Origin of the sequence: Microbacterium sp. 22179, from assembly GCF_052045715.1 — a bacterium.
GTDB classification, from domain to species: Bacteria; Actinomycetota; Actinomycetes; order Actinomycetales; family Microbacteriaceae; genus Microbacterium; species Microbacterium galbinum.
This window is the reverse complement of the sequence record NZ_JBQEPJ010000008.1, coordinates 73849-90776: the sequence shown is the minus strand read 5'-3', so window position 1 is coordinate 90776 and position 16928 is coordinate 73849. Positions and strand designations below refer to the sequence as shown.

The 16928-nt window shown below is 70.1% G+C and carries 20 protein-coding genes; 8 read left to right on the top strand and 12 right to left on the bottom strand.

Features of this window, described 5'->3' with window-relative positions:
* Positions 1-19: 19 nt before the first annotated feature.
* From ACTJKK_RS15535 to ACTJKK_RS15525, 3 genes are all read right to left on the bottom strand, one after another.
* Positions 20-937 (bottom strand): DUF808 domain-containing protein, encoded by a 918-nt coding sequence (locus tag ACTJKK_RS15535; RefSeq protein ID WP_440748635.1) that lies wholly within the window; start codon positions 935-937, stop codon positions 20-22.
* 107 nt (positions 938-1044) lie between these two features.
* Positions 1045-1425 carry a hypothetical protein gene (locus ACTJKK_RS15530; RefSeq protein ID WP_440748634.1) on the bottom strand — a complete coding sequence of 127 codons (381 nt, stop codon included), beginning with the start codon at positions 1423-1425 and terminating at the stop codon, positions 1045-1047.
* 30 nt (positions 1426-1455) lie between these two features.
* Positions 1456-2292 carry a hypothetical protein gene (locus ACTJKK_RS15525; protein WP_440748633.1) on the bottom strand — a complete coding sequence of 279 codons (837 nt, stop codon included), beginning with the start codon at positions 2290-2292 and terminating at the stop codon, positions 1456-1458.
* Between the two features lie 146 nt (positions 2293-2438).
* On the opposite strand from ACTJKK_RS15525, the gene msrB reads away from it, so the two are divergent.
* From msrB to ACTJKK_RS15510, 3 genes are all read left to right on the top strand, one after another.
* Positions 2439-2921: a peptide-methionine (R)-S-oxide reductase MsrB gene (gene msrB / locus ACTJKK_RS15520; RefSeq protein ID WP_440748632.1), complete on the top strand. Its 483-nt coding sequence runs from the start codon at positions 2439-2441 to the stop codon at positions 2919-2921.
* 2 nt (positions 2922-2923) lie between these two features.
* Positions 2924-3469 carry a peptide-methionine (S)-S-oxide reductase MsrA gene (msrA, locus tag ACTJKK_RS15515; RefSeq protein ID WP_440748631.1) on the top strand — a complete coding sequence of 182 codons (546 nt, stop codon included), beginning with the start codon at positions 2924-2926 and terminating at the stop codon, positions 3467-3469.
* 255 nt (positions 3470-3724) lie between these two features.
* The gene (locus ACTJKK_RS15510) at positions 3725-3964 is read left to right on the top strand and encodes a PLDc N-terminal domain-containing protein (protein WP_440748630.1); all 240 of its coding nucleotides are present in this window, start codon (positions 3725-3727) and stop codon (positions 3962-3964) included.
* Between the two features lie 102 nt (positions 3965-4066).
* On the opposite strand, the gene ACTJKK_RS15505 is transcribed toward ACTJKK_RS15510, so the two are convergent.
* The 6 genes from ACTJKK_RS15505 to ACTJKK_RS15480 form a co-directional block, all read right to left on the bottom strand.
* Positions 4067-4399, bottom strand: coding sequence for a hypothetical protein (locus ACTJKK_RS15505; protein WP_440748629.1), 333 nt, complete (start codon positions 4397-4399; stop codon positions 4067-4069).
* Between the two features lie 137 nt (positions 4400-4536).
* Positions 4537-5343 carry an alpha/beta fold hydrolase gene (locus tag ACTJKK_RS15500; RefSeq protein WP_440748628.1) on the bottom strand — a complete coding sequence of 269 codons (807 nt, stop codon included), beginning with the start codon at positions 5341-5343 and terminating at the stop codon, positions 4537-4539.
* 138 nt (positions 5344-5481) lie between these two features.
* Positions 5482-6933, bottom strand: coding sequence for a catalase (locus ACTJKK_RS15495; protein WP_247624169.1), 1452 nt, complete (start codon positions 6931-6933; stop codon positions 5482-5484).
* A gap of 76 nt (positions 6934-7009) precedes the next feature.
* Positions 7010-7432: a Fur family transcriptional regulator gene (locus ACTJKK_RS15490; RefSeq protein WP_247633516.1), complete on the bottom strand. Its 423-nt coding sequence runs from the start codon at positions 7430-7432 to the stop codon at positions 7010-7012.
* 94 nt (positions 7433-7526) lie between these two features.
* Positions 7527-8444, bottom strand: a complete 918-nt coding sequence (locus ACTJKK_RS15485) for a J domain-containing protein (RefSeq protein ID WP_440748627.1) — start codon at positions 8442-8444, stop codon at positions 7527-7529.
* Between the two features lie 107 nt (positions 8445-8551).
* Positions 8552-9196 (bottom strand): IMPACT family protein, encoded by a 645-nt coding sequence (locus tag ACTJKK_RS15480; RefSeq protein ID WP_336641487.1) that lies wholly within the window; start codon positions 9194-9196, stop codon positions 8552-8554.
* A 122-nt stretch (positions 9197-9318) separates the two neighbouring features.
* On the opposite strand from ACTJKK_RS15480, the gene ACTJKK_RS15475 reads away from it, so the two are divergent.
* Both ACTJKK_RS15475 and ACTJKK_RS15470 read left to right on the top strand, forming a co-directional pair.
* On the top strand, positions 9319-10815 hold the full coding sequence (locus ACTJKK_RS15475) for an MATE family efflux transporter (protein ID WP_440748626.1): 1497 nt from the start codon (positions 9319-9321) through the stop codon (positions 10813-10815).
* 191 nt (positions 10816-11006) lie between these two features.
* Positions 11007-11429 (top strand): hypothetical protein, encoded by a 423-nt coding sequence (locus ACTJKK_RS15470; RefSeq protein WP_440748625.1) that lies wholly within the window; start codon positions 11007-11009, stop codon positions 11427-11429.
* A gap of 53 nt (positions 11430-11482) precedes the next feature.
* Here the strand turns inward: ACTJKK_RS15470 and ACTJKK_RS15465 are convergent, their stop codons facing one another.
* Both ACTJKK_RS15465 and ACTJKK_RS15460 read right to left on the bottom strand, forming a co-directional pair.
* The gene (locus ACTJKK_RS15465; protein ID WP_440748624.1) at positions 11483-13195 is read right to left on the bottom strand and encodes an AMP-binding protein; all 1713 of its coding nucleotides are present in this window, start codon (positions 13193-13195) and stop codon (positions 11483-11485) included.
* 73 nt (positions 13196-13268) lie between these two features.
* A complete protein-coding gene (locus ACTJKK_RS15460) occupies positions 13269-13769 on the bottom strand; it encodes an Lrp/AsnC family transcriptional regulator (protein ID WP_440748623.1) in 501 nt (166 codons plus the stop codon).
* An 88-nt stretch (positions 13770-13857) separates the two neighbouring features.
* On the opposite strand from ACTJKK_RS15460, the gene ACTJKK_RS15455 reads away from it, so the two are divergent.
* Positions 13858-15105 carry a trans-sulfuration enzyme family protein gene (locus tag ACTJKK_RS15455; RefSeq protein WP_440748622.1) on the top strand — a complete coding sequence of 416 codons (1248 nt, stop codon included), beginning with the start codon at positions 13858-13860 and terminating at the stop codon, positions 15103-15105.
* Here ACTJKK_RS15455 and ACTJKK_RS15450 read toward each other — a convergent pair.
* The gene (locus ACTJKK_RS15450) at positions 15039-15506 is read right to left on the bottom strand and encodes an acyl-CoA thioesterase (RefSeq protein WP_247633526.1); all 468 of its coding nucleotides are present in this window, start codon (positions 15504-15506) and stop codon (positions 15039-15041) included. The two genes, ACTJKK_RS15455 and ACTJKK_RS15450, sit on opposite strands and share 67 nt — an antisense overlap.
* A gap of 125 nt (positions 15507-15631) precedes the next feature.
* Here ACTJKK_RS15450 and ACTJKK_RS15445 point away from each other — a divergent pair, with 125 nt between their 5' ends.
* Complete coding sequence (locus ACTJKK_RS15445; protein ID WP_440748621.1) at positions 15632-16246, top strand: ClpP family protease; 615 nt, start codon at positions 15632-15634, stop codon at positions 16244-16246.
* A complete protein-coding gene (locus ACTJKK_RS15440; RefSeq protein ID WP_247957173.1) occupies positions 16243-16833 on the top strand; it encodes a ClpP family protease in 591 nt (196 codons plus the stop codon). Before ACTJKK_RS15445 ends, ACTJKK_RS15440 begins: the two co-directional genes overlap by 4 nt.
* Positions 16834-16928 lie beyond the last annotated feature (95 nt).

Genomic DNA, 16928 nt, shown 5'->3' with positions numbered 1-16928 from the left:
GCGTTCAGATCGGGGGCGCTCAGGCGTGGACGTCGGCGGGGGATTCCTCGCCCTCGTGGAAGTTCGGCTTCTTGCCGAAGACCTTCGCGATCGCGAGCACGATCCCGACGATGATGAGTCCGGCGGCGAGGCCAGCGATCGCCGAGAAGAGGGTGTCGCCGATCCAGACGATGACGGCGCCCGCAGGTTCGAGGATGTGCTCGATCCCGTGCAGGATGTCGGCGCCGAAGTGCACGCCGACCTCGCCGAGGTTGACCAGCAGCAGATGCCCGCCGACCCAGAGCATGGCGACCGTGCCGAGGATGCTGATGAAGCGGAACACTCCGGGCATCGATCGCACGATCCGCATTCCGGTGTGGCGCACGCGCTTCTCGCGGCTCTTCGCCATCTTGAGGCCGATGTCGTCGATCTTCACCAGCAGCGCGACCGCGCCGTAGACGACGCCGGTCATGATGAGCGCGATCACGGCCAGGATCGCGAGGGTGGTCCAGATGTCGAGGCCCGCCTCGAGGTTCGACAGCGAGATGAGCATGATCTCGGTCGAGAGGATCAGGTCGGTGCGCACGGCGCCCCACACGAGCTTGTTCTCGTTGCGGGCGCCCTCGTCGGCGTGACCGTGCTGCACCCCGAACCACTCGAGCACCTTCTCGGCGCCCTCGAAGCAGAGGTACGCACCGCCGAGGATCAGCAGGTACGGCAGCACATCCGGTGCGAAGGCCGTGAGCAGCAGCGCGACCGGGATGATGATGACGAACTTGTTCGCCAGCGAGCCGACGGCGATCTTCGCGACGACCGGCAGCTCGCGCGCGGGCGTGATGCCCTGCACGTACTGCGGCGTGACGGCGGCGTCGTCGATCACGACGCCCGCGGCCTTGGCCGAAGCCTTCATCGCCGCGCTCAGGATGTCGTCGACGACGGCGAGCAGACCAACCGACATGTGCGTCTCCCAGGGTGTGTGTGCAGACGAGACACTCTATCGAGTCGGTGCGGCACGGGAGTGCGCCGCGGGCGTGCGCCGCCGCAGCGCGGGACGGCCGCGCGCCCTCAGCCGCCGAAGAGGTCGCCGAGCCCGTCGTAGCGCCACCCGTGCGGGGCGGCGTCGTCGGGGGTGAAGATCGCGATGAACTCGTTGTTCTGCGTGCGCTCCCAGAACGTCAGGCCGAGGCGCCCCTCGTACAGCGTCACGATCGCCAGGTCGGCGTCATACTCGGGCATCATCCGACAGAGGGAATCGAGCCGATCCAGCGCATTCGTGAGCACCGGCAGCACGTCGCTCTCGAGCGACGCGGACGATGTCGCGTACGCCTGGATCCCGAGTTCATCGTCGGTGCCTCGCAAAAGGTCGCATTCGAACTCGATGAGTCCGGTGTCGGTCGTCGCTCCCGCGACGGGCGGGTGGCGGCGGAGCTCGGCGGCGTAATCCACGGGATCAGCCTAGAGGCGGATCGTCATCGTTCAGCCGCCGTCGACGAACACCCCGATGCGGTCACCGTCGAGCACGAACTGGATCGCTCGACTGCCGGAGAAGCGCGCGCGGAGTGCTGGGGGCACATCGGCGTGGAGCGGGATCTCGATGCTCGCGGGGAACGCCCCTGCGCTGCAGCCGGTGTAGACGGGCCCGTCGATCGACCACGACGACCCGTCGAAGGAGTCGAGCGCGGGGACGTCGGTGGTCGAGACGGCGATGATGCAGGCGTCGTCGGGCCCGATGGGGCCGCCGAAGCCGCCCTCGCCGAGGAAGAGCGTGAGGCCGTAGAAGTCGTACACGGGAGTGCTCTCGATGGCGCCCATGAAGTCCTGCGGCACGAGGGTCGCCGAGGTCGGATGCAGGGTCGTCGTCTGCGGCACACCCGACGATGCCGACACCGGTGCAACCCCGGTGAGCGCGTAGGTCACGCCGGCAGCCACGGCGGCCGAAGCGATCACCGAGAGCGCCCAGAGCACGCGTCGCCGACGAGGAACGGATGCCGTCGCCCCGACGCGAGCGTCCGCCTCGGTCTCGTCGTCGGGCTGCCACCACTCGGGCTCGCCGTCGTCGGCGGTGGGGGCAGCGGAGCGGGCGGCGACCGCCGGTGCCGCGTCGGTGGGGAGCTGCTCGGCGGGCGCGGCATCCGCCTCTTCCGCGCCGACCGGCGGTCCTGCGGGAGCCGTCGCGGCGCTCAGCTCGGCACGTCGGACCGCTTCGAGTTCGCGCAGACGTCGCATCGCGGCGCGGTCGTTCGTGATGTCGGCCCGTGGGCCGTAGGCGCGGGCGCGGAGTTCCCGCAGTTCGGCATCGTTGGCGGCATCCATCCTCGGAATCGTCTCATGTCCGCATGCTCGCGTGACGAAGCAAAACTCACAGCCCGCTCTCAGCCCTGCGGGACCAAAACGGGTCGCTCGCTGGTTGTGATCAGAGACGTCGCAGCCAGCGGCGTCGGACAAAGGAGACACAGACCATGTCGAACGACTTCCGCAAGACGCCCGAGGCCGTCAGCGACCTCACGCACCTGCAGTACGAGGTCACGCAGGAGGACGCCACCGAGCCGCCCTTCCGTAACGCCTACTGGAACAACCACGACGCCGGCATCTACGTCGACGTGGTCTCGGGCCAGCCCCTGTTCAGCTCCACCGACAAGTTCGACAGCGGCACGGGATGGCCGAGTTTCACGAAGCCCATCGAGGCGGATGCCGTGACCACCCGCACCGACCGCTCGCTGTTCATGAAGCGCACCGAGGCGCGATCCAGCGGGGCCGACAGCCACCTCGGGCACGTCTTCGACGACGGCCCGCGCGACGCCGGAGGCCTGCGCTACTGCATGAATTCCGCGGCCCTGCGTTTCATCCCCGCCGACCAGCTCGTCGAAGAGGGGTACGGTCGCTACAGCGGCCTCTTCTCCGCCGACGGCACCGGCACCACCACCCACGACTCCGAGGAGTAGTCATGACCGATGACACCGGAACCATCACCCGCACCCCCGGCACCGAGACGGCGGTTCTCGCCGGCGGTTGTTTCTGGGGCATGGAAGACCTGATCCGCCGCCAGCCCGGCGTGCTCGACACCCGGGTCGGTTACACGGGCGGCCAGAACGACCACGCCACCTACCGCAACCACCCCGGTCACGCCGAGGCGGTCGAGATCGTGTTCGACCCGACCAAGACGACCTATCGCGACATCCTGGCGTTCTTCTTCCAGATCCACGACCCGTCGACGCTCAACCGTCAGGGCAATGACATCGGGTCGAGCTACCGCTCGGCGATCTTCCCGCTGAGCCCCGAGCAGCAGCAGGTCGCCCGCGACACCATCGCCGACGTCGACGCCTCGGGCCTCTGGCCGGGCAAGGCCGTCACCACGATCGAGGCCGAGGGCCCGTTCTGGGAGGCCGAGCCCGAGCACCAGGACTACCTGATCAAGTACCCGAACGGCTACACCTGCCACTTCCCGCGCGCGGGATGGGTGCTGCCGAAGCGCGCCGAGACCGCCGTCTGAGTCTCTGCCCGGCCCGTCGTCTCTCGGAGGCGGCGGGCCTTTCGCATGCGTGGGGCGCGGGGGCATGCGCGGTTAGGCGTGGGGGCGCGTGGGCGCGGGGCGCGCGGTCGAGCGTGGGGGCGCGCAGTTGGGCGGAGTTCTCCGAGTTGGGCGGACGAACTGCCCCGGAATCTCCGCCCAACGCCGAGATCTCCGCCCGATGCGGTGCCCGACGGCGTGAAAGGCTGGGCACTCGACCGCTGAGGAGACTCCCGTATGGACGCCAACCCGCTCATCCCCACCGCCTACGACGTGATCCTCTTCGCGCTGTGGGGTGCGGCGATGGTCTACGCGGTGGTCGCTCTCGTCTCCGCCGTGCGTGATCGCCGAGTCGTCGGCATCCGCTTCCTGCTGTGGTTCCTGGTCATCGCACTGGTGCCGGTCATCGGCCCGACCACCTGGTTCGTGCGGCGCGCGCGCGAGGGCGAGCAGGCGCCCGGCGCAGCCGCCGACTGACGCACGCGCTGCACAGGAGATCTCGCGCAATGCAGGGGCGGATGCCGAAACCGGTCCTGCGGAGCGTGTGATCTCCTCCGCTGCGCGCGGCCGGATCGGCGCTCAGCCGGAAGCGACCATCCACGCGCCGACGATGGATGCCGTGGCCGACAACCCCACGGCGCAGAAGACGATGAGCGCGATGAGCCGTGCGTGTTCGCGGAGCGCCAGCGACAACACGGTTCCGGCTGCGATCGCGCCCACTCCGACGATCAGGTGCGCGTCGGTGAGGGTGGACACGATCTGCGGGCTGGATCCGGGCTCACCCCACCCGCTGAACGCGATCAGCCACAGGGCGACGATCGAGGCCCCGAAGCCGAACGCCGTCAGCATCCACGTCAGGAAGACGCTCAGGAAGACGTCGCTCCGTGAGCCGCGCTCTGTCTTCGTGGTCACGCCGTCAGGGTACCCGGAGCATCACGTCCACAGGAGATCTCGCGCAATGCAGGAGCGGATGCCGCAAACGGTCCTGCAGAGCGTGTGATCTCCTCCGCTGCGCGCGGCCGGATGAGCCAGCGCGCCAGCCCTCCGCCTCAGCCCTGCAGGAACTCCACCGCGGCGCTCTTGAACGCCGACGAGCCCGGGGCGTTGAAGTGGTTGCGGTCGGGGATCTCGAAGAAGCGGGCGTCGGGGGCGGCCGATGCCAGGGCGCGCGAGCCCTCGATGATCGCGTCCTTCGACCCCGTCGCGAAGAGGATCGGGCGGGTGGGGGCATCCGCCGGGTCGGGGTCGATCGACCCGGACGCCCGCATGCCCTCGGCCAGCGCGACGAGCGCGCGCAGGTCGTTGCCGGGCACTCGTTCGGTGAGGGCGATGTAGTTCTGGGTCGTCGGGTCGGCGACCGGGGTGCCGTCGGCGATGTACGCGCGCACCTGTTCGAGGTCGAGACGGGCGAGGGGGATGCCGTCGGGCACCCCGCCGAGCACGGCACGGCCGATGCGGTGCGGCAGCTCCTTCACGACCTCCCAGCCCACCCGCGCGCCCAGCGAGTATCCGACGTACACGGCGTCGTCGACGAGGTACGCGTCCATCACGGCTTCGACGTCGGTGACGAGGGTGCGGATGCTGTAGTCCTCGGCCTGGTGCGGCTTCTCACTGAGTCCGTGCCCGCGCTGGTCGAGGGCTAGCACGCGATAGCCGGCCTTGGTGAGCTCGCGCACCCAGCCGGTGAGGACCCAGTTGTCACGGGCGTTCGAGGCGAACCCGTGCACGATCACGACGACCGGGGCGTCGAGCTCTCCCCAGGTGTACGTCGCGAGGCGAGTGCCGTCGGCGGCGTAGATCTGCTGGGGTTCGGGCATGCGGGTGAGGTCGGAGAGAGGGACAGCCACGGCATCCATTCTCCTCCTGCGGTGAGGCGTGCGCGCGCGTCGAGACCCACCGGGAACGCCGAAACCCACCGCCCCCGACGTGCGGGGCGATGGGTCTCGACAGGGGTGGTGGGTCTCGACGCGAATCCGTCAGCGACCCGATTCAGCTCAGACGCGGCTGCGCAGGGCCTCTCCGAGCGCGGCGTCGACGTTCGTCCAGTACTGGAAGAAGCGCTCGCGGATGCCGTCGACCGTGATCGACTTGCCCTGTCCGGTCAGGGTCTCGAGGAAGCGTGCGCGCTGCACGTCGTCGAAGACCTCGCGGTACAGCGTGCCCGCCTGACCGAAGTCGTCGTCGTCGCTGTGCAGGGTCGCCGCCGAGCGGATCAGCTCGCCGTCGGACTCCCAGCTCGCCTCGACACCCGCCTGCGGGTCGGCCTCGGGGCCGCCGGCCGCACCGTAGGAGTTCGGGGTGTAGACGCGGTGCTCGGCGGGGTTGAACCGATACTGCATGTTGCCCTCGTGCATGTAGTTGCGGGTCTCTGCGGCATGCGGCTGGTTGACCGGCAGCTGGTTGTAGTTCGTGCCGACCCGGTGACGCTGCGCGTCGGGGTACGCGAAGACGCGCGCCATGAGCATCTTGTCCGGGGAGATGCCGGTACCGGGCACCTGGTTGCCGGGCGAGAACGCCGCCTGCTCGATCTGCGCGAAGAAGTTCTCCGGGTTGCGGTTCAGCGTGAACGTGCCCACCTTGATGCGCGGGTAGTCCTTCTTCGACCAGGTCTTGGTGAGGTCGAACGGGTTGAAGCGGTACGCCTTGGCCTCGTCGTACGGCATGATCTGCACGTAGACGTCCCACTCCGGGAAGTCGCCCGCGGCGATCGAGTCGAACAGGTCGCGGCGGTAGAAGTCGGCATCCGATCCGGCCAGGCGCTCGGCCTCATCGGCGCCCATCGCCTCGACGCCCTGCTTCGACAGGAAGTGGTACTGCACCCAGAAGCGCTCGCCCGCGGCGTTGACCCACTGGTAGGTGTGCGATCCGTAGCCGTTCATGTGGCGCCAGCTGCGCGGCAGGCCGCGGTCACCCATGAGGTAGGTGACCTGGTGGGACGTCTCGGGCGAGAGCGTCCAGAAGTCCCACTGCATGTCGGCATCGCGCAGACCCGAATCGCCGAGGCGCTTCTGCGAGTGGATGAAGTCGGGGAACTTCATCGCGTCGCGGATGAAGAAGGTGGGGGTGTTGTTGCCGACGATGTCGAGGTTGCCGTCGGTCGTGTAGAAGCGCAGCGAGAAGCCGCGCACGTCGCGCCAGGTGTCGGGGGAGCCCTGCTCGCCGGCGACCGACGAGAAGCGCAGCAGCGTCTCGCTGGTGGCGCCCGGCTGGAAGACGGCCGCGCGGGTGTAGGCCGAGACGTCTTCGGTGACGACGAACTCGCCGAACGCGCCGCCGCCCTTGGCGTGCGGGTTGCGCTCCGGCACCCGCTCGCGGTTGAAGGAGGCGAGCTTCTCGACGAGGTAGCGGTCGTGCAGGACGGTGGGGCCGTCGGCTCCGACGGTGAGCGAGTGCGCGTCGCTCGCGACCGGAGTGCCGGTCTGGGTGGTGGTGGCGGGTTTCGTCATGGTGTTCTCCTTCTGCGCGCGGGTACGGCGAACAGCCCTTCTCCGCGGGTGGCGGGTCGGTGGCGGATGCGTCGGACTACTGCGCGGCGTTCTGGCAGCTGGGGCACAGGCCCCAGAAGGTCACTTCTGCTGTCTGGACGGTGAATCCCCCCGAAGACGACGGGGTGAGGCACGGCGCTTCGCCGACGACGCAGTCCACATCGCCGACTGCCCCGCAGGAGGTGCAGACGATGTGGTGATGGTTGTCGCCGATGCGCCGTTCGTAGAGCGCTGCGGAGCCTGCCGGTTCGATCCGGCGGACGAGGCCCGCCGTCGTCAGGTCCGCGAGGATGTTGTGCACCGATTGGATCGACGTGGTCGGCAGCACCTCCGAGATCGCCCGGTAAAGGCGTTCGGCATCCGTATGGGCCATGGAGTCCAGCGCCTCGAGAACGGCGACGCGGCCCGCGGTCGCCCTCAGTCCGGCGCTGCGAAGCGCCTGATCGAGTGTGGTCTCCATGTCTCCGACCCTACCCGTTCTTTTTAGTGATTCAAAAGTGCGGCGTGTCGGCCCGCGTGTCGCCCGATCGCGTGCGTCAGAGGTGCGGCGTGCGTCAGAGGTGGCGGATGCTGTGCCGCAACCGCGTGCGGATGTCGAACAGCTCGTTGCCCCCGATCACCCGCGTACCCGGCAAGCCCTGGCGCAGGAGAGTGGGCAGGATGCTGCGGCGCACGACGAAGACGGGCAGACCGCGGATGCTCCCGAGAGGCGTCGAGGGCATCGACAGGTCGTCGTCGGGCAGCACCACGATCGCGCCGCTGAAGGTCACGCGGGCCGCCCGGGCGACGGAGCGGATCTGCGCGAGCAGGTCGGTCACGGGGGCGCGGTGCCCGAGGCTGGGGCCCGTGATCTCGCCGCGGCGGAACCCCACGACGCCGCCGAAGTCGGCCGACATCACCCCGTACAGGCCCGACGGTCCGAGGATCACGTGGTCGAGGCGGTGCTCGGCATCCGGGTCGTCGCCGGCGCTCGCGGGCCCGGTCGCGATCCCGTGCCAGAGCGTGAAGCCCATGCCCAGCCCCGCCACCGCGTGGGCGGTGCCCTCTTCGGCGAGGGCGTCGGCGAGCAGGCGGCGCAGGGCGCGGGGTGCGGCGCGCACGAGGCTCGGGGCGTACGGATCGGGGATGCTCTCGCCCGCCCACTCCTCGAGCAGTGCCACGTAGCGGGCACGGCGCCAGGCGCCGGCCTCGCCGGAGGTCTTCGGTCGCGGGCGTGTGTCGGTGCGGACGGGCTCGGGCGCGCGCCATTCGTCTCCGCCGCTGCGCGTGCGGTCGTAGCTCGCGCGGCCCGCGGGGGTGCCGATGAGTTCCCACGCCCGCTGCACCCGGATGAACACCGCCGCATCGCCGCCCGTGTCGGGATGCGTCTCGCGCAGGCGGGCGCGATACGCGCGGCGCAGTTCGTCGTCGTCGGTGCCCGGCGTCACCCCGAGGACCTCGTACGCCGAGGCCGAGAGCGGGCTGTCGAACATCCCCTCAGAATATCCGCGCGGGTGGGGGACGCTTCGACAGGCTCAGCGACCCAGTTGTGCGCACCGGGTCCCTGAGCCTGTCGAAGGGGCTGCCCCGAGAAACGACCTCACTCCGGAACGTCGACCACCCGCTCGACACCGACCACGGGCACGACGTCCCCGCCGGATGCCGCGGCCACGGCATCCGTCAGGTGCGCGATCTCGAGCGCCGGCGCCCAGACCTCGAGCGTGGCCGCCGCGCCGTACGCGGGCTCGCCGAGCGTGGCACCGTGGTGGCCCGCCCAGTCGCGCAGCAGGTTGTCGAAGCGCCCGGCATCGGCGTGCGCGACCTCGATCCGCACCTGGGTGAGGGCCTCGCGCCGCACCAGCCGGGCGAGGTCGAGCGCCTCCGAGGTCGCGGTCGAATAGGCCCGCACGAGCCCGCCGGCACCGAGCTTCACACCACCGAAGTAGCGGGTGACGACGGCGACGACATCGGTCAGCTCGCGGCGGCGCAGTACCTCGAGCATCGGGATCCCCGCGGTGCCCGACGGTTCTCCGTCGTCCGACGAGCGGGCCTGATCGCCGAGCAGACCGGTCACCATCGCGGTGCAGTTGTGCGCGGCATCCCACGCCCGCTTGCGGATGCCGGCGATCACCGCCTCGGCCTCCTCGACCGACCCGACCGGCGCGATGTGCGTGAGGAACCGCGACTTCTTGATGACGAGCTCGTGGTCGACGGCACCCGCGATCGTCGCCGGATACCTGCTCATCCGCCCACCCTATCCACGGATTCGCGTGCACGTCACCGAATCGATTCGATAGACTCTTTCCCGCGACACGGAGCAGTGCCGCCATCCCCGCATCCGTACTCCAGCCCTGCGAGTCCTCCCTCATGGCAACCTCCCTCACGACGGGCCGTCCGTGGCGCGTCATCCTCGCCTTCTCGATCCCCCTGCTGCTCGGCAACGTCGTGCAGCAGCTCTACCAGTTCGCCGACGCGATCGTCGTCGGGCGGCACCTCGGCGTGACCTCGCTCGCCGCGGTCGGTGCGACCGGACCCCTGCTGTTCCTGCTCCTCGGTTTCGCGTGGGGACTGACGAGCGGATTCGCGATCCCGATCGCCCAGGCGTTCGGTGCGCGGGACAACGCGGCCGTCCGTCGCTCGGTCGCGACCGGCGTGCTGCTCAGCGGCGCGACGAGCGTGATCCTCACGGCGTGCGCGCCGCTGATCGCCGGCCCTCTGCTCGCCCTTCTGCAGACGCCGGCCGAGCTCATGCCCGAGGCGACGACGTTCACGCAGATCAGCTTCCTCGGCGCGAGCGCCACGATGTTCTTCAACTACCTGTCGGCGATCATCCGCGCGATCGGCGACTCGCGCACCCCGCTCGTCTTCCTCACGATCTCGTGCGCGCTCAACGTCGGACTCGTCGTGCTCATGGTCGGCCCGCTCGAGTGGGGCGTCGGCGGAGCGGCCCTCGCCACCGTCATCGCCCAGGCCATCTCGGTCGCCCTGTGCCTCGAGTTCGTGCGTCGTCGCCTGCCGATGCTGCACCTGCGTCGCAGCGACTGGCGCGTCACCCGCGCCGACATCGCCGAGCACCTGCGCCTCGGCCTGCCGATGGGCTTCCAGGCCTCGATCATCGCGATCGGCACGCTGACCGTGCAGGTCGCGTTGAACACGCTGGGATCGGATGCCGTCGCCGCCTACACCACCGCCTCGCGCGTCGACGGTCTCGCCGTCGCCCTGCTCTCGTCGCTGGGACTGGCGACCTCGATGTACGCGGCGCAGAACCACGGCGGACGCCGCCCCGACCGCATCCGCCGCGGGGTCAAGGAGGCGACGTGGATGGCGATCGCCGCGGGCCTCGTGCTCGGCGGACTGCTCGTCGCCTTCGGCGCGCCGATGGTGCGCCTGTTCGTCGGCGAGGGGTCGGACGAGGTCGTCGATCTCGCGCACCTCATGCTCATCATCAACGGTGCGGGCTACTGGGCGCTCGGCATCCTGTTCGTGCTGCGCGGCGCCCTGCAGGGGCTCGGCCACACGCTCGTGCCGACGGTCACCGGGGTGATCGAGCTGGTCATGCGCGTCGTCGCGGCGGTCGCACTCGGCGCGGTCATCGGGTTCGCGGGCGTCGCGTTGAGCAACCCGCTCGCCTGGGTCGGCGCGATCGTGCTGCTGGTGCCCGCGTACGTGAAGGCGCATCGCGCGCTCGCGAAGCTGCCGGTCGCGCCCGCCGAGGCGACCGAGACCTCGGCGATGGCGATCGTCGGCCCGACCGACGGATCGATGGTGGTCGACGCGGTCGTCACCCAGCCGATCCCCGTCGTGCGCAAGCGCGGCCTGCGTCGGCTGACCCTGCGCCCGTCGCGCCGCAAGGCGCGCCGCTGAGGCATCCGGACCCCACGCGAATCGAACGCGGAAACCGCGTCAGAAATGAGCACTTCGGTCGTCTAGTAGAAGAAGGGTTCCGATCGCTGTCCTCCGAAAGGATGACAAAGATCATGCGTGAGACGGATGGGGATCCGCGTACGCTTTTCTACTGTGGAGAGTGCGGAGATTCCGCAGACCGGGGGGTCATCATGACGACAGCTGCCATTGCCAGGGACCTGGCCGGATTTCTGGTTCCGATCGGATGGATCGGCGCGGCAATCGCCGTCGTCTGCGCGATCGTGGCGGGGGCCGCGATCGCTCGCGGTGCCGGTGGGCTCAGCGGCGGGGCGGTCGGGGTGTGGATTCCCGCGGCGCTCCTGAGCTCCACGGCATCGTTCGCCCACCAGTGGCTGCCCCTCATCATCTCGGGAGCGGCCCTGGGGGCGATGCTCGTGCTCGGCGGCATCGTGCGCGCGATCATCAGCGCCGCCGACAACGGGCGCATGACGCGCAGCGCGGCACGAGCGGCAGCGGTGGTCGAGGCGGCGCAGCCCGCCCCGGGCACGACCACGATCCGCGTCCCGGCGCGCGCGCCGAGCACCGCGACCGGCGCGATCGCCGTCGTGCGCTGAGTCCCGTTCGCCGAGTTCTCGCGCGCTGAGTACCGGCTGGGCCGAGAACGCTCTCAGCGGTAGTCGCGCTCCCAGTGCTGCCCGGCCGCATCTCCGGCCTCGACGCGGGCGGCCTCGCGGGCGCGCAGTTCGACGCGGCGGATCTTGCCCGAGATCGTCTTGGGCAGCTCGTCCACGAACTCGATGACCCGCACCCAGAGGTGCGACGACAGCCGCTCGTTCGCGTAGGCGAAGATCGAGCGCGCGGCTTCGCCGTTGGCCGCGGCATCCGCCGTCAGGCAGACGTACGCCTTCGGCACCGACAGGCGCGTCGGGTCGGGGCTAGGCACGACCGCCGCCTCGATCACGAGGTCGTGCTCGAGCAGCACCGATTCGAGTTCGAACGGGGAGATCTTGTAATCGGATGCCTTGAACACGTCGTCGGCGCGCCCGATGTAGGTGAGATACCCCTCGCCGTCGCGCACCGCGATGTCGCCGGTGTGGTGGTAGCCGCCGACGCGGGACTCCGCGGTCTTCTCGGGGTCGTCGTAGTACCCGGCCATGAGCCCCAGCGGCGGGTGCGACAGGTCGAGCGCGATCTCGCCCTCGCTCGCCCCGTCGACGACCTCGCCGGTCACCGGGTCGAGCAGCACCACCGGGTACCCGGGAAGCGGCCGCCCCATCGAGCCGACCTTCACCGGCTGCCCGGGAGAGTTGCCCACGCAGCAGGTCATCTCGGTCTGCCCGAAGCCGTCGCGGATGGTCCCGCCCCACGCGTCGCGCACGCGGTCGATGACCTCGGGGTTGAGCGGTTCTCCGGCGCCGACGAGCTCGCGCGGCGGGTGCGTGAGGCGGGCGAGGTCGGCCTGGATGAGCATCCGCCACACCGTCGGCGGCGCGCAGAACGTGCTCACGTGGTGGGTGTCCATGACCTGCATGAGGGTGTTCGCATCGAAGCGCGCGTAGTTGTAGACGAACACGGTCGCCTCGGCGAGGAACGGCGAGTAGAAGCTCGACCACGCGTGCTTCGCCCAGCCGGGCGACGAGATGTTGAGGTGCACGTCGTCGGGGCGCACGCCCAGCCACCACATGGTCGACAGGTGCCCGATCGGGTACGAGACGTGGGTGTGCTGCACGAGCTTCGGACGGTTGGTGGTACCCGAGGTGAAGTACAGCAGCGAGGTGTCGGTGGCGGGAGTCGGGCCGTCGGGCTCGAAGACGGCCGGGGCATCCGCCGAGTCGGCGAATCGCTCCCAGCCCGCCGGGATGCCGTCGCCGATGCCGATGCGCAGGATGCCGTCGTCGATGTCTGCGAGACGGTCGCCGAGGGTGCCGAGGGTGACGACCGCGCGGGCGCGGCCATGATCGATCCGGTAGGCGAGGTCGGATGCCGACAGCAGCGTCGAGGTCGGGATCGACACCGCGCCGATCTTGGTGATCGCGAGCATCACCTCCCACAGCTCGATCGTGTTGCCGAGCATCACGATCAGGTGATCGCCGCGACGGATGCCGAGACCGGTCAGCCATGCGGCGACCTGGTCGGACCGGCGGGAGAGTTCGCCGTAGGTCCACGACCGCAGCGAGAGGTCGGCCTCGACGATCTGCACCGCGGGGCGGTCGGGTGTCTCGCCAGCGACGACGTCGAACCACTCGAGCGCGAAGTTGAACTCGTCGACCTGCGGCCACGCGAACCCCGCGCGGGCGGCGTCGTAGTCGGTTGCGTTCGCGAACAGGAAGTCGCGCATCTCGCGGATGGTCTGCGTGGCGGCGGTGGCACTGCGGGTCATGCGTTCCATCCTCGCGCAGGTGCGTCGGTCCCGTCGCGCGAATGGCTGATTCCGGAACGAGCCGATGCCGCCGCTAGCGCGCGAGCAGCCCGGCGCCGTCGCGCAGCTCGAACACCAACTGCGTCTCGGTGCCGCGCACGACCGGATGCACGGTGATGTGCTCGAGCACGATGTCGCGCAGCGCCGTCGCGTCCTCGACGGCGACGTGCACGAGGAAGTCGTCGACCCCGGCGACGTGGAAGACCTGCAGCACCCGTGGCACGCTCGCGAGCGCGTCGAACAGCGCGGTGACGGTGGGGCCGGTGTGGTTGGCGAGGCGCACCTTGATGATCGCCTGCAACGGATAGCCGACCGATGCCTCGTCGAGGCGGATCCGCGTATCGCGGATGATCCCGCGCTCGCGCAGCGCCCGCACGCGGTGAGCGCAGGTGGACTCGGCGAGGTTCAGGCGGTGGGCGAGCGCCTTGTTCGTGATGTCGGCCTCGCGGGTGAGCACGGCGAGCAACGCGAGGTCGGTCTCGTCGAGTGGCGATCCTGGGGGTTTGGGCAACGTCGGGTCCTCCTCAGTATCCATTGTTGCTCAGAATAGCGAGATCGAAGTGATTGGCGGCGGATGCTGTCGATTTTCACCGTCCACGCCGCGATTCGCGCAACATGGAGGGATGACCGCCCCGCTGCATCCCGACACCGTCGCCGTCCACAGCGGCCGCTCCGACCTCGCGGATCTCGGAGTGCACGCGCTGCCGATCGACCTGTCGACCACGAACCCACTGCCCGACGTCGAGCGCGGCGGCGACTCCTACGAGGCGATGGCGACCGGTGGGCGCCCGCCCGCCGACGGCAGCCTCGTCTACGCGCGCCTGTGGAACCCGACCGTCGCCCGCTTCGAAGAGGCGCTCGCCGAGATGGAGCACGCCGAGGCATCCGTCGCCTTCGGGTCGGGCATGGCGGCGATGACCGCCGTGATCCTCGCTCACACCAACGCGGTCGGCAAGCGCCACGTCGTCGCGGTGCGCCCGCTCTACGGCGGCACCGACCATCTGCTCGGCTCGGGGCTGCTCGGCGCCGAGGTCACCTACTGCCATCCGCACGAGGTGGCGGGCAGCATCCGCCCCGACACCGGCCTCGTGGTGCTCGAGACACCCGCCAATCCCACGCTCGACATCGCCGACATCGCCGAGGTCGTCCGTCTCGCGGGCGAGGTGCCGGTGGTCGTCGACAACACGTTCGCGACACCGATCCTGCAGAACCCGATCGATCTCGGTGCGGCGATGTCGCTGCACAGCGCGACCAAGTACCTGGGAGGGCACGGCGATGTGATCGCCGGAGTCGTGGCCTGCGGCGAGGAGACCGCCGAAGCGCTGCGACGCGTACGCGCCGTGACGGGTGGCCTGCTCCACCCGCTCGGCGCGTATCTGCTGCACCGCGGACTCGCGACACTGCCCGTGCGCATGCAGCGCCAGCAGGAGAACGCCCGCCGCATCGTGTCGTGGCTGCTCGACCGGCCCGAGATCGCCGAGGTCTTCTATCCCGGGCTCGACGGCGACCCGCACGGCATCCTCGACCGTCAGATGCGCGGCACCGGGGCGATGATCGCGATGCGGATGCAGGGCGGGTATGCCGCGGCATCCGCCGTCGCCTCGGCCACCACGCTCTTCACCCACGCGGTCTCGCTCGGGGGCGTCGACTCGCTCATCCAGCACCCCGCCGCGCTCACGCACCGGCCGGTGCCGGCCGAGGCGCGCCCCGCCGCCGACGTGCTGCGCCTGTCGATCGGACTCGAGGATGCCGACGACCTGATCGCCGACCTCGCGACCGCGTTCGCCGCGCTCGCGCCCGCCGCTCAGAGCTTGGGCAGGATGACCGTTCCGGTCGAGAGCCGCTCGGTGGGCATCCGGTCGCGGTTGTAGGTGATGTCGCGGTAGCCGTGCGGGGTCGGATTGCCGTCCTCGTCGAGACTCACGAACACGATCTTCTCGATCGTGAGGATGCGCTTGCGCGTGATCATGTTGCGCGCGACGGCCCGCATCGTCAGCGAGGTGCGGCCGAAGTGCGTGGCCGTCAGGCCGATCTCGATCAGGTCGCCCTGCACGGCGGAGGCCTCGAAGTTGATCTCCGAGATCAGCTTCGTCACCGCGCGGTAGTTGCCGAGCTGCACGATCGCGTAGATCGCGGCCTCCTCGTCGATCCACTTCAGCAGGCTCCCGCCGAACAGCGACCCGTTGGCATTGAGGTCTTCCGGGCGCACCCACTTGCGGGTGCGGAAGTTGATGCCGTCCTCGGACCACGAGTTCGCTTCATGCTTGGCCATGCCTCCAGCCTAGGAACCGCGTGAGTCGGCGGTGTTACGCGCCGTGAAGGGGCCCTCTGCCCACGGCGGATCGGCCGAGGGCGGATTCCGGCGTGCGCGAGGGGCGACCGGCGGATGCTGGGGGCATGAGCGAAGAGAACCCCCTCCCGCAGTTCGGGCCCGAGGCCCGACGCGCCCTGTTCCACGAACGCGTCCTGGTGCTCGACGGCGCCCTCGACGACGACAACGGCACGCTGCTGATGACGCAGCTGCTCACCCTCTCGGCCGAGGACGCCGCGACCGACATCGCCCTCTGGATCCACTCGCCCGGCGGCTCCGTGCCGTCGATGCTCGCGATCCGCGACATCATGCGGATCATCCCCAACGACGTCTCGACCCTCGCGCTCGGGCTGGCGTGCAGCGCCGGGCAGTTCCTGCTCTCGGCGGGCGCCGCGGGCAAGCGTCGGGCGCTGCCGCACGCGCGCATCCTCATGCACCAGGGCTCGGCGGGGATCGGCGGATCGGCGGGCGAGATCGAGACGCAGGCCGACGACCTCCGCCACATGCGCGACACGGTGCTCGGACTCATCTCCGACGACACCGGGCAGACCCGCGAGCGCATCTTCGAGGACTCGCTGCACGACCGCTGGTACACGGCCGAGCAGGCGCGCGACTACGGCTTCATCGACGAGATCGTGTCGTCGCTCACCGACGTGATGCCGCGTCGACGTGCGCGGGTCGGACTGGGGGCGGGCGCATGAGCGGTTACACGATCCCGAACGTGATCGCGCAGCATCCGCGGGGCGAGCGCGTCATGGACGTGTACTCGCACCTGCTCGCCGAGCGCGTCATCTACCTCGGCACCGGCATCGACGCGGGCGTCGCGAACGCGCTGATCGCCCAGCTGCTGCACCTCGACGCCGACAGCCCCGAGAGCGCGATCCAGTTCTACATCAACAGCGAGGGCGGCGATCCGGGGGCGGCGCTCGCGATCTACGACACCATGCAGCACATCCGCCCGAGCATCGCGACGACGTGCGTGGGCCAGGCGATCGGACCCGCCGCCCTGCTCGTCGCCGCCGGAGCACCGGGGGAGCGGGCCGCACTCGCGCACGCCCGACTGGTGCTGCACCAGCCGGCGGGGCAGTCGCGCGGGGCGATCCCCGACCTGATCCTCGCGGCCGACGAGGTCGTGCGGGTGCGCTCCGACATGGAGGAGATCCTCGCCCGGCACAGCGGCCGCACGGCCCGGGAGCTGCGCGCCGACACCGACCGCGACCGCGTGTTCACGGCATCCGCCGCCCAGGCCTACGGACTGATCGACACGGTGCTGGGCGAGCGGGGGTAGGGGCGCAGGGCGGGCCCTTCGACAGGCTCAGGGCCCCAGGCTGGTGGGCCACCACCCTGGGTCGCTGAGCCCGTCGAAGCGCCCCAGCCCCCGCG

Coding starts and splice junctions, on each gene's coding strand:
- ACTJKK_RS15455 (WP_440748622.1), top strand. CDS start 13,858: ATGACCGCCCCGCTGCATCCCGACACCGTCGCCGTCCACAGCGGCCGC.
- ACTJKK_RS15510 (WP_440748630.1), top strand. CDS start 3,725: ATGGACGCCAACCCGCTCATCCCCACCGCCTACGACGTGATCCTCTTC.
- ACTJKK_RS15475 (WP_440748626.1), top strand. CDS start 9,319: ATGGCAACCTCCCTCACGACGGGCCGTCCGTGGCGCGTCATCCTCGCC.
- ACTJKK_RS15465 (WP_440748624.1), bottom strand. CDS start 13,195: ATGACCCGCAGTGCCACCGCCGCCACGCAGACCATCCGCGAGATGCGC.
- ACTJKK_RS15500 (WP_440748628.1), bottom strand. CDS start 5,343: ATGGATGCCGTGGCTGTCCCTCTCTCCGACCTCACCCGCATGCCCGAA.
- msrA (WP_440748631.1), top strand. CDS start 2,924: ATGACCGATGACACCGGAACCATCACCCGCACCCCCGGCACCGAGACG.
- msrB (WP_440748632.1), top strand. CDS start 2,439: ATGTCGAACGACTTCCGCAAGACGCCCGAGGCCGTCAGCGACCTCACG.
- ACTJKK_RS15440 (WP_247957173.1), top strand. CDS start 16,243: ATGAGCGGTTACACGATCCCGAACGTGATCGCGCAGCATCCGCGGGGC.
- ACTJKK_RS15495 (WP_247624169.1), bottom strand. CDS start 6,933: ATGACGAAACCCGCCACCACCACCCAGACCGGCACTCCGGTCGCGAGC.
- ACTJKK_RS15485 (WP_440748627.1), bottom strand. CDS start 8,444: ATGTTCGACAGCCCGCTCTCGGCCTCGGCGTACGAGGTCCTCGGGGTG.
- ACTJKK_RS15445 (WP_440748621.1), top strand. CDS start 15,632: ATGAGCGAAGAGAACCCCCTCCCGCAGTTCGGGCCCGAGGCCCGACGC.
- ACTJKK_RS15535 (WP_440748635.1), bottom strand. CDS start 937: ATGTCGGTTGGTCTGCTCGCCGTCGTCGACGACATCCTGAGCGCGGCG.
- ACTJKK_RS15525 (WP_440748633.1), bottom strand. CDS start 2,292: ATGGATGCCGCCAACGATGCCGAACTGCGGGAACTCCGCGCCCGCGCC.
- ACTJKK_RS15470 (WP_440748625.1), top strand. CDS start 11,007: ATGACGACAGCTGCCATTGCCAGGGACCTGGCCGGATTTCTGGTTCCG.
- ACTJKK_RS15460 (WP_440748623.1), bottom strand. CDS start 13,769: ATGGATACTGAGGAGGACCCGACGTTGCCCAAACCCCCAGGATCGCCA.
- ACTJKK_RS15480 (WP_336641487.1), bottom strand. CDS start 9,196: ATGAGCAGGTATCCGGCGACGATCGCGGGTGCCGTCGACCACGAGCTC.
- ACTJKK_RS15490 (WP_247633516.1), bottom strand. CDS start 7,432: ATGGAGACCACACTCGATCAGGCGCTTCGCAGCGCCGGACTGAGGGCG.
- ACTJKK_RS15450 (WP_247633526.1), bottom strand. CDS start 15,506: ATGGCCAAGCATGAAGCGAACTCGTGGTCCGAGGACGGCATCAACTTC.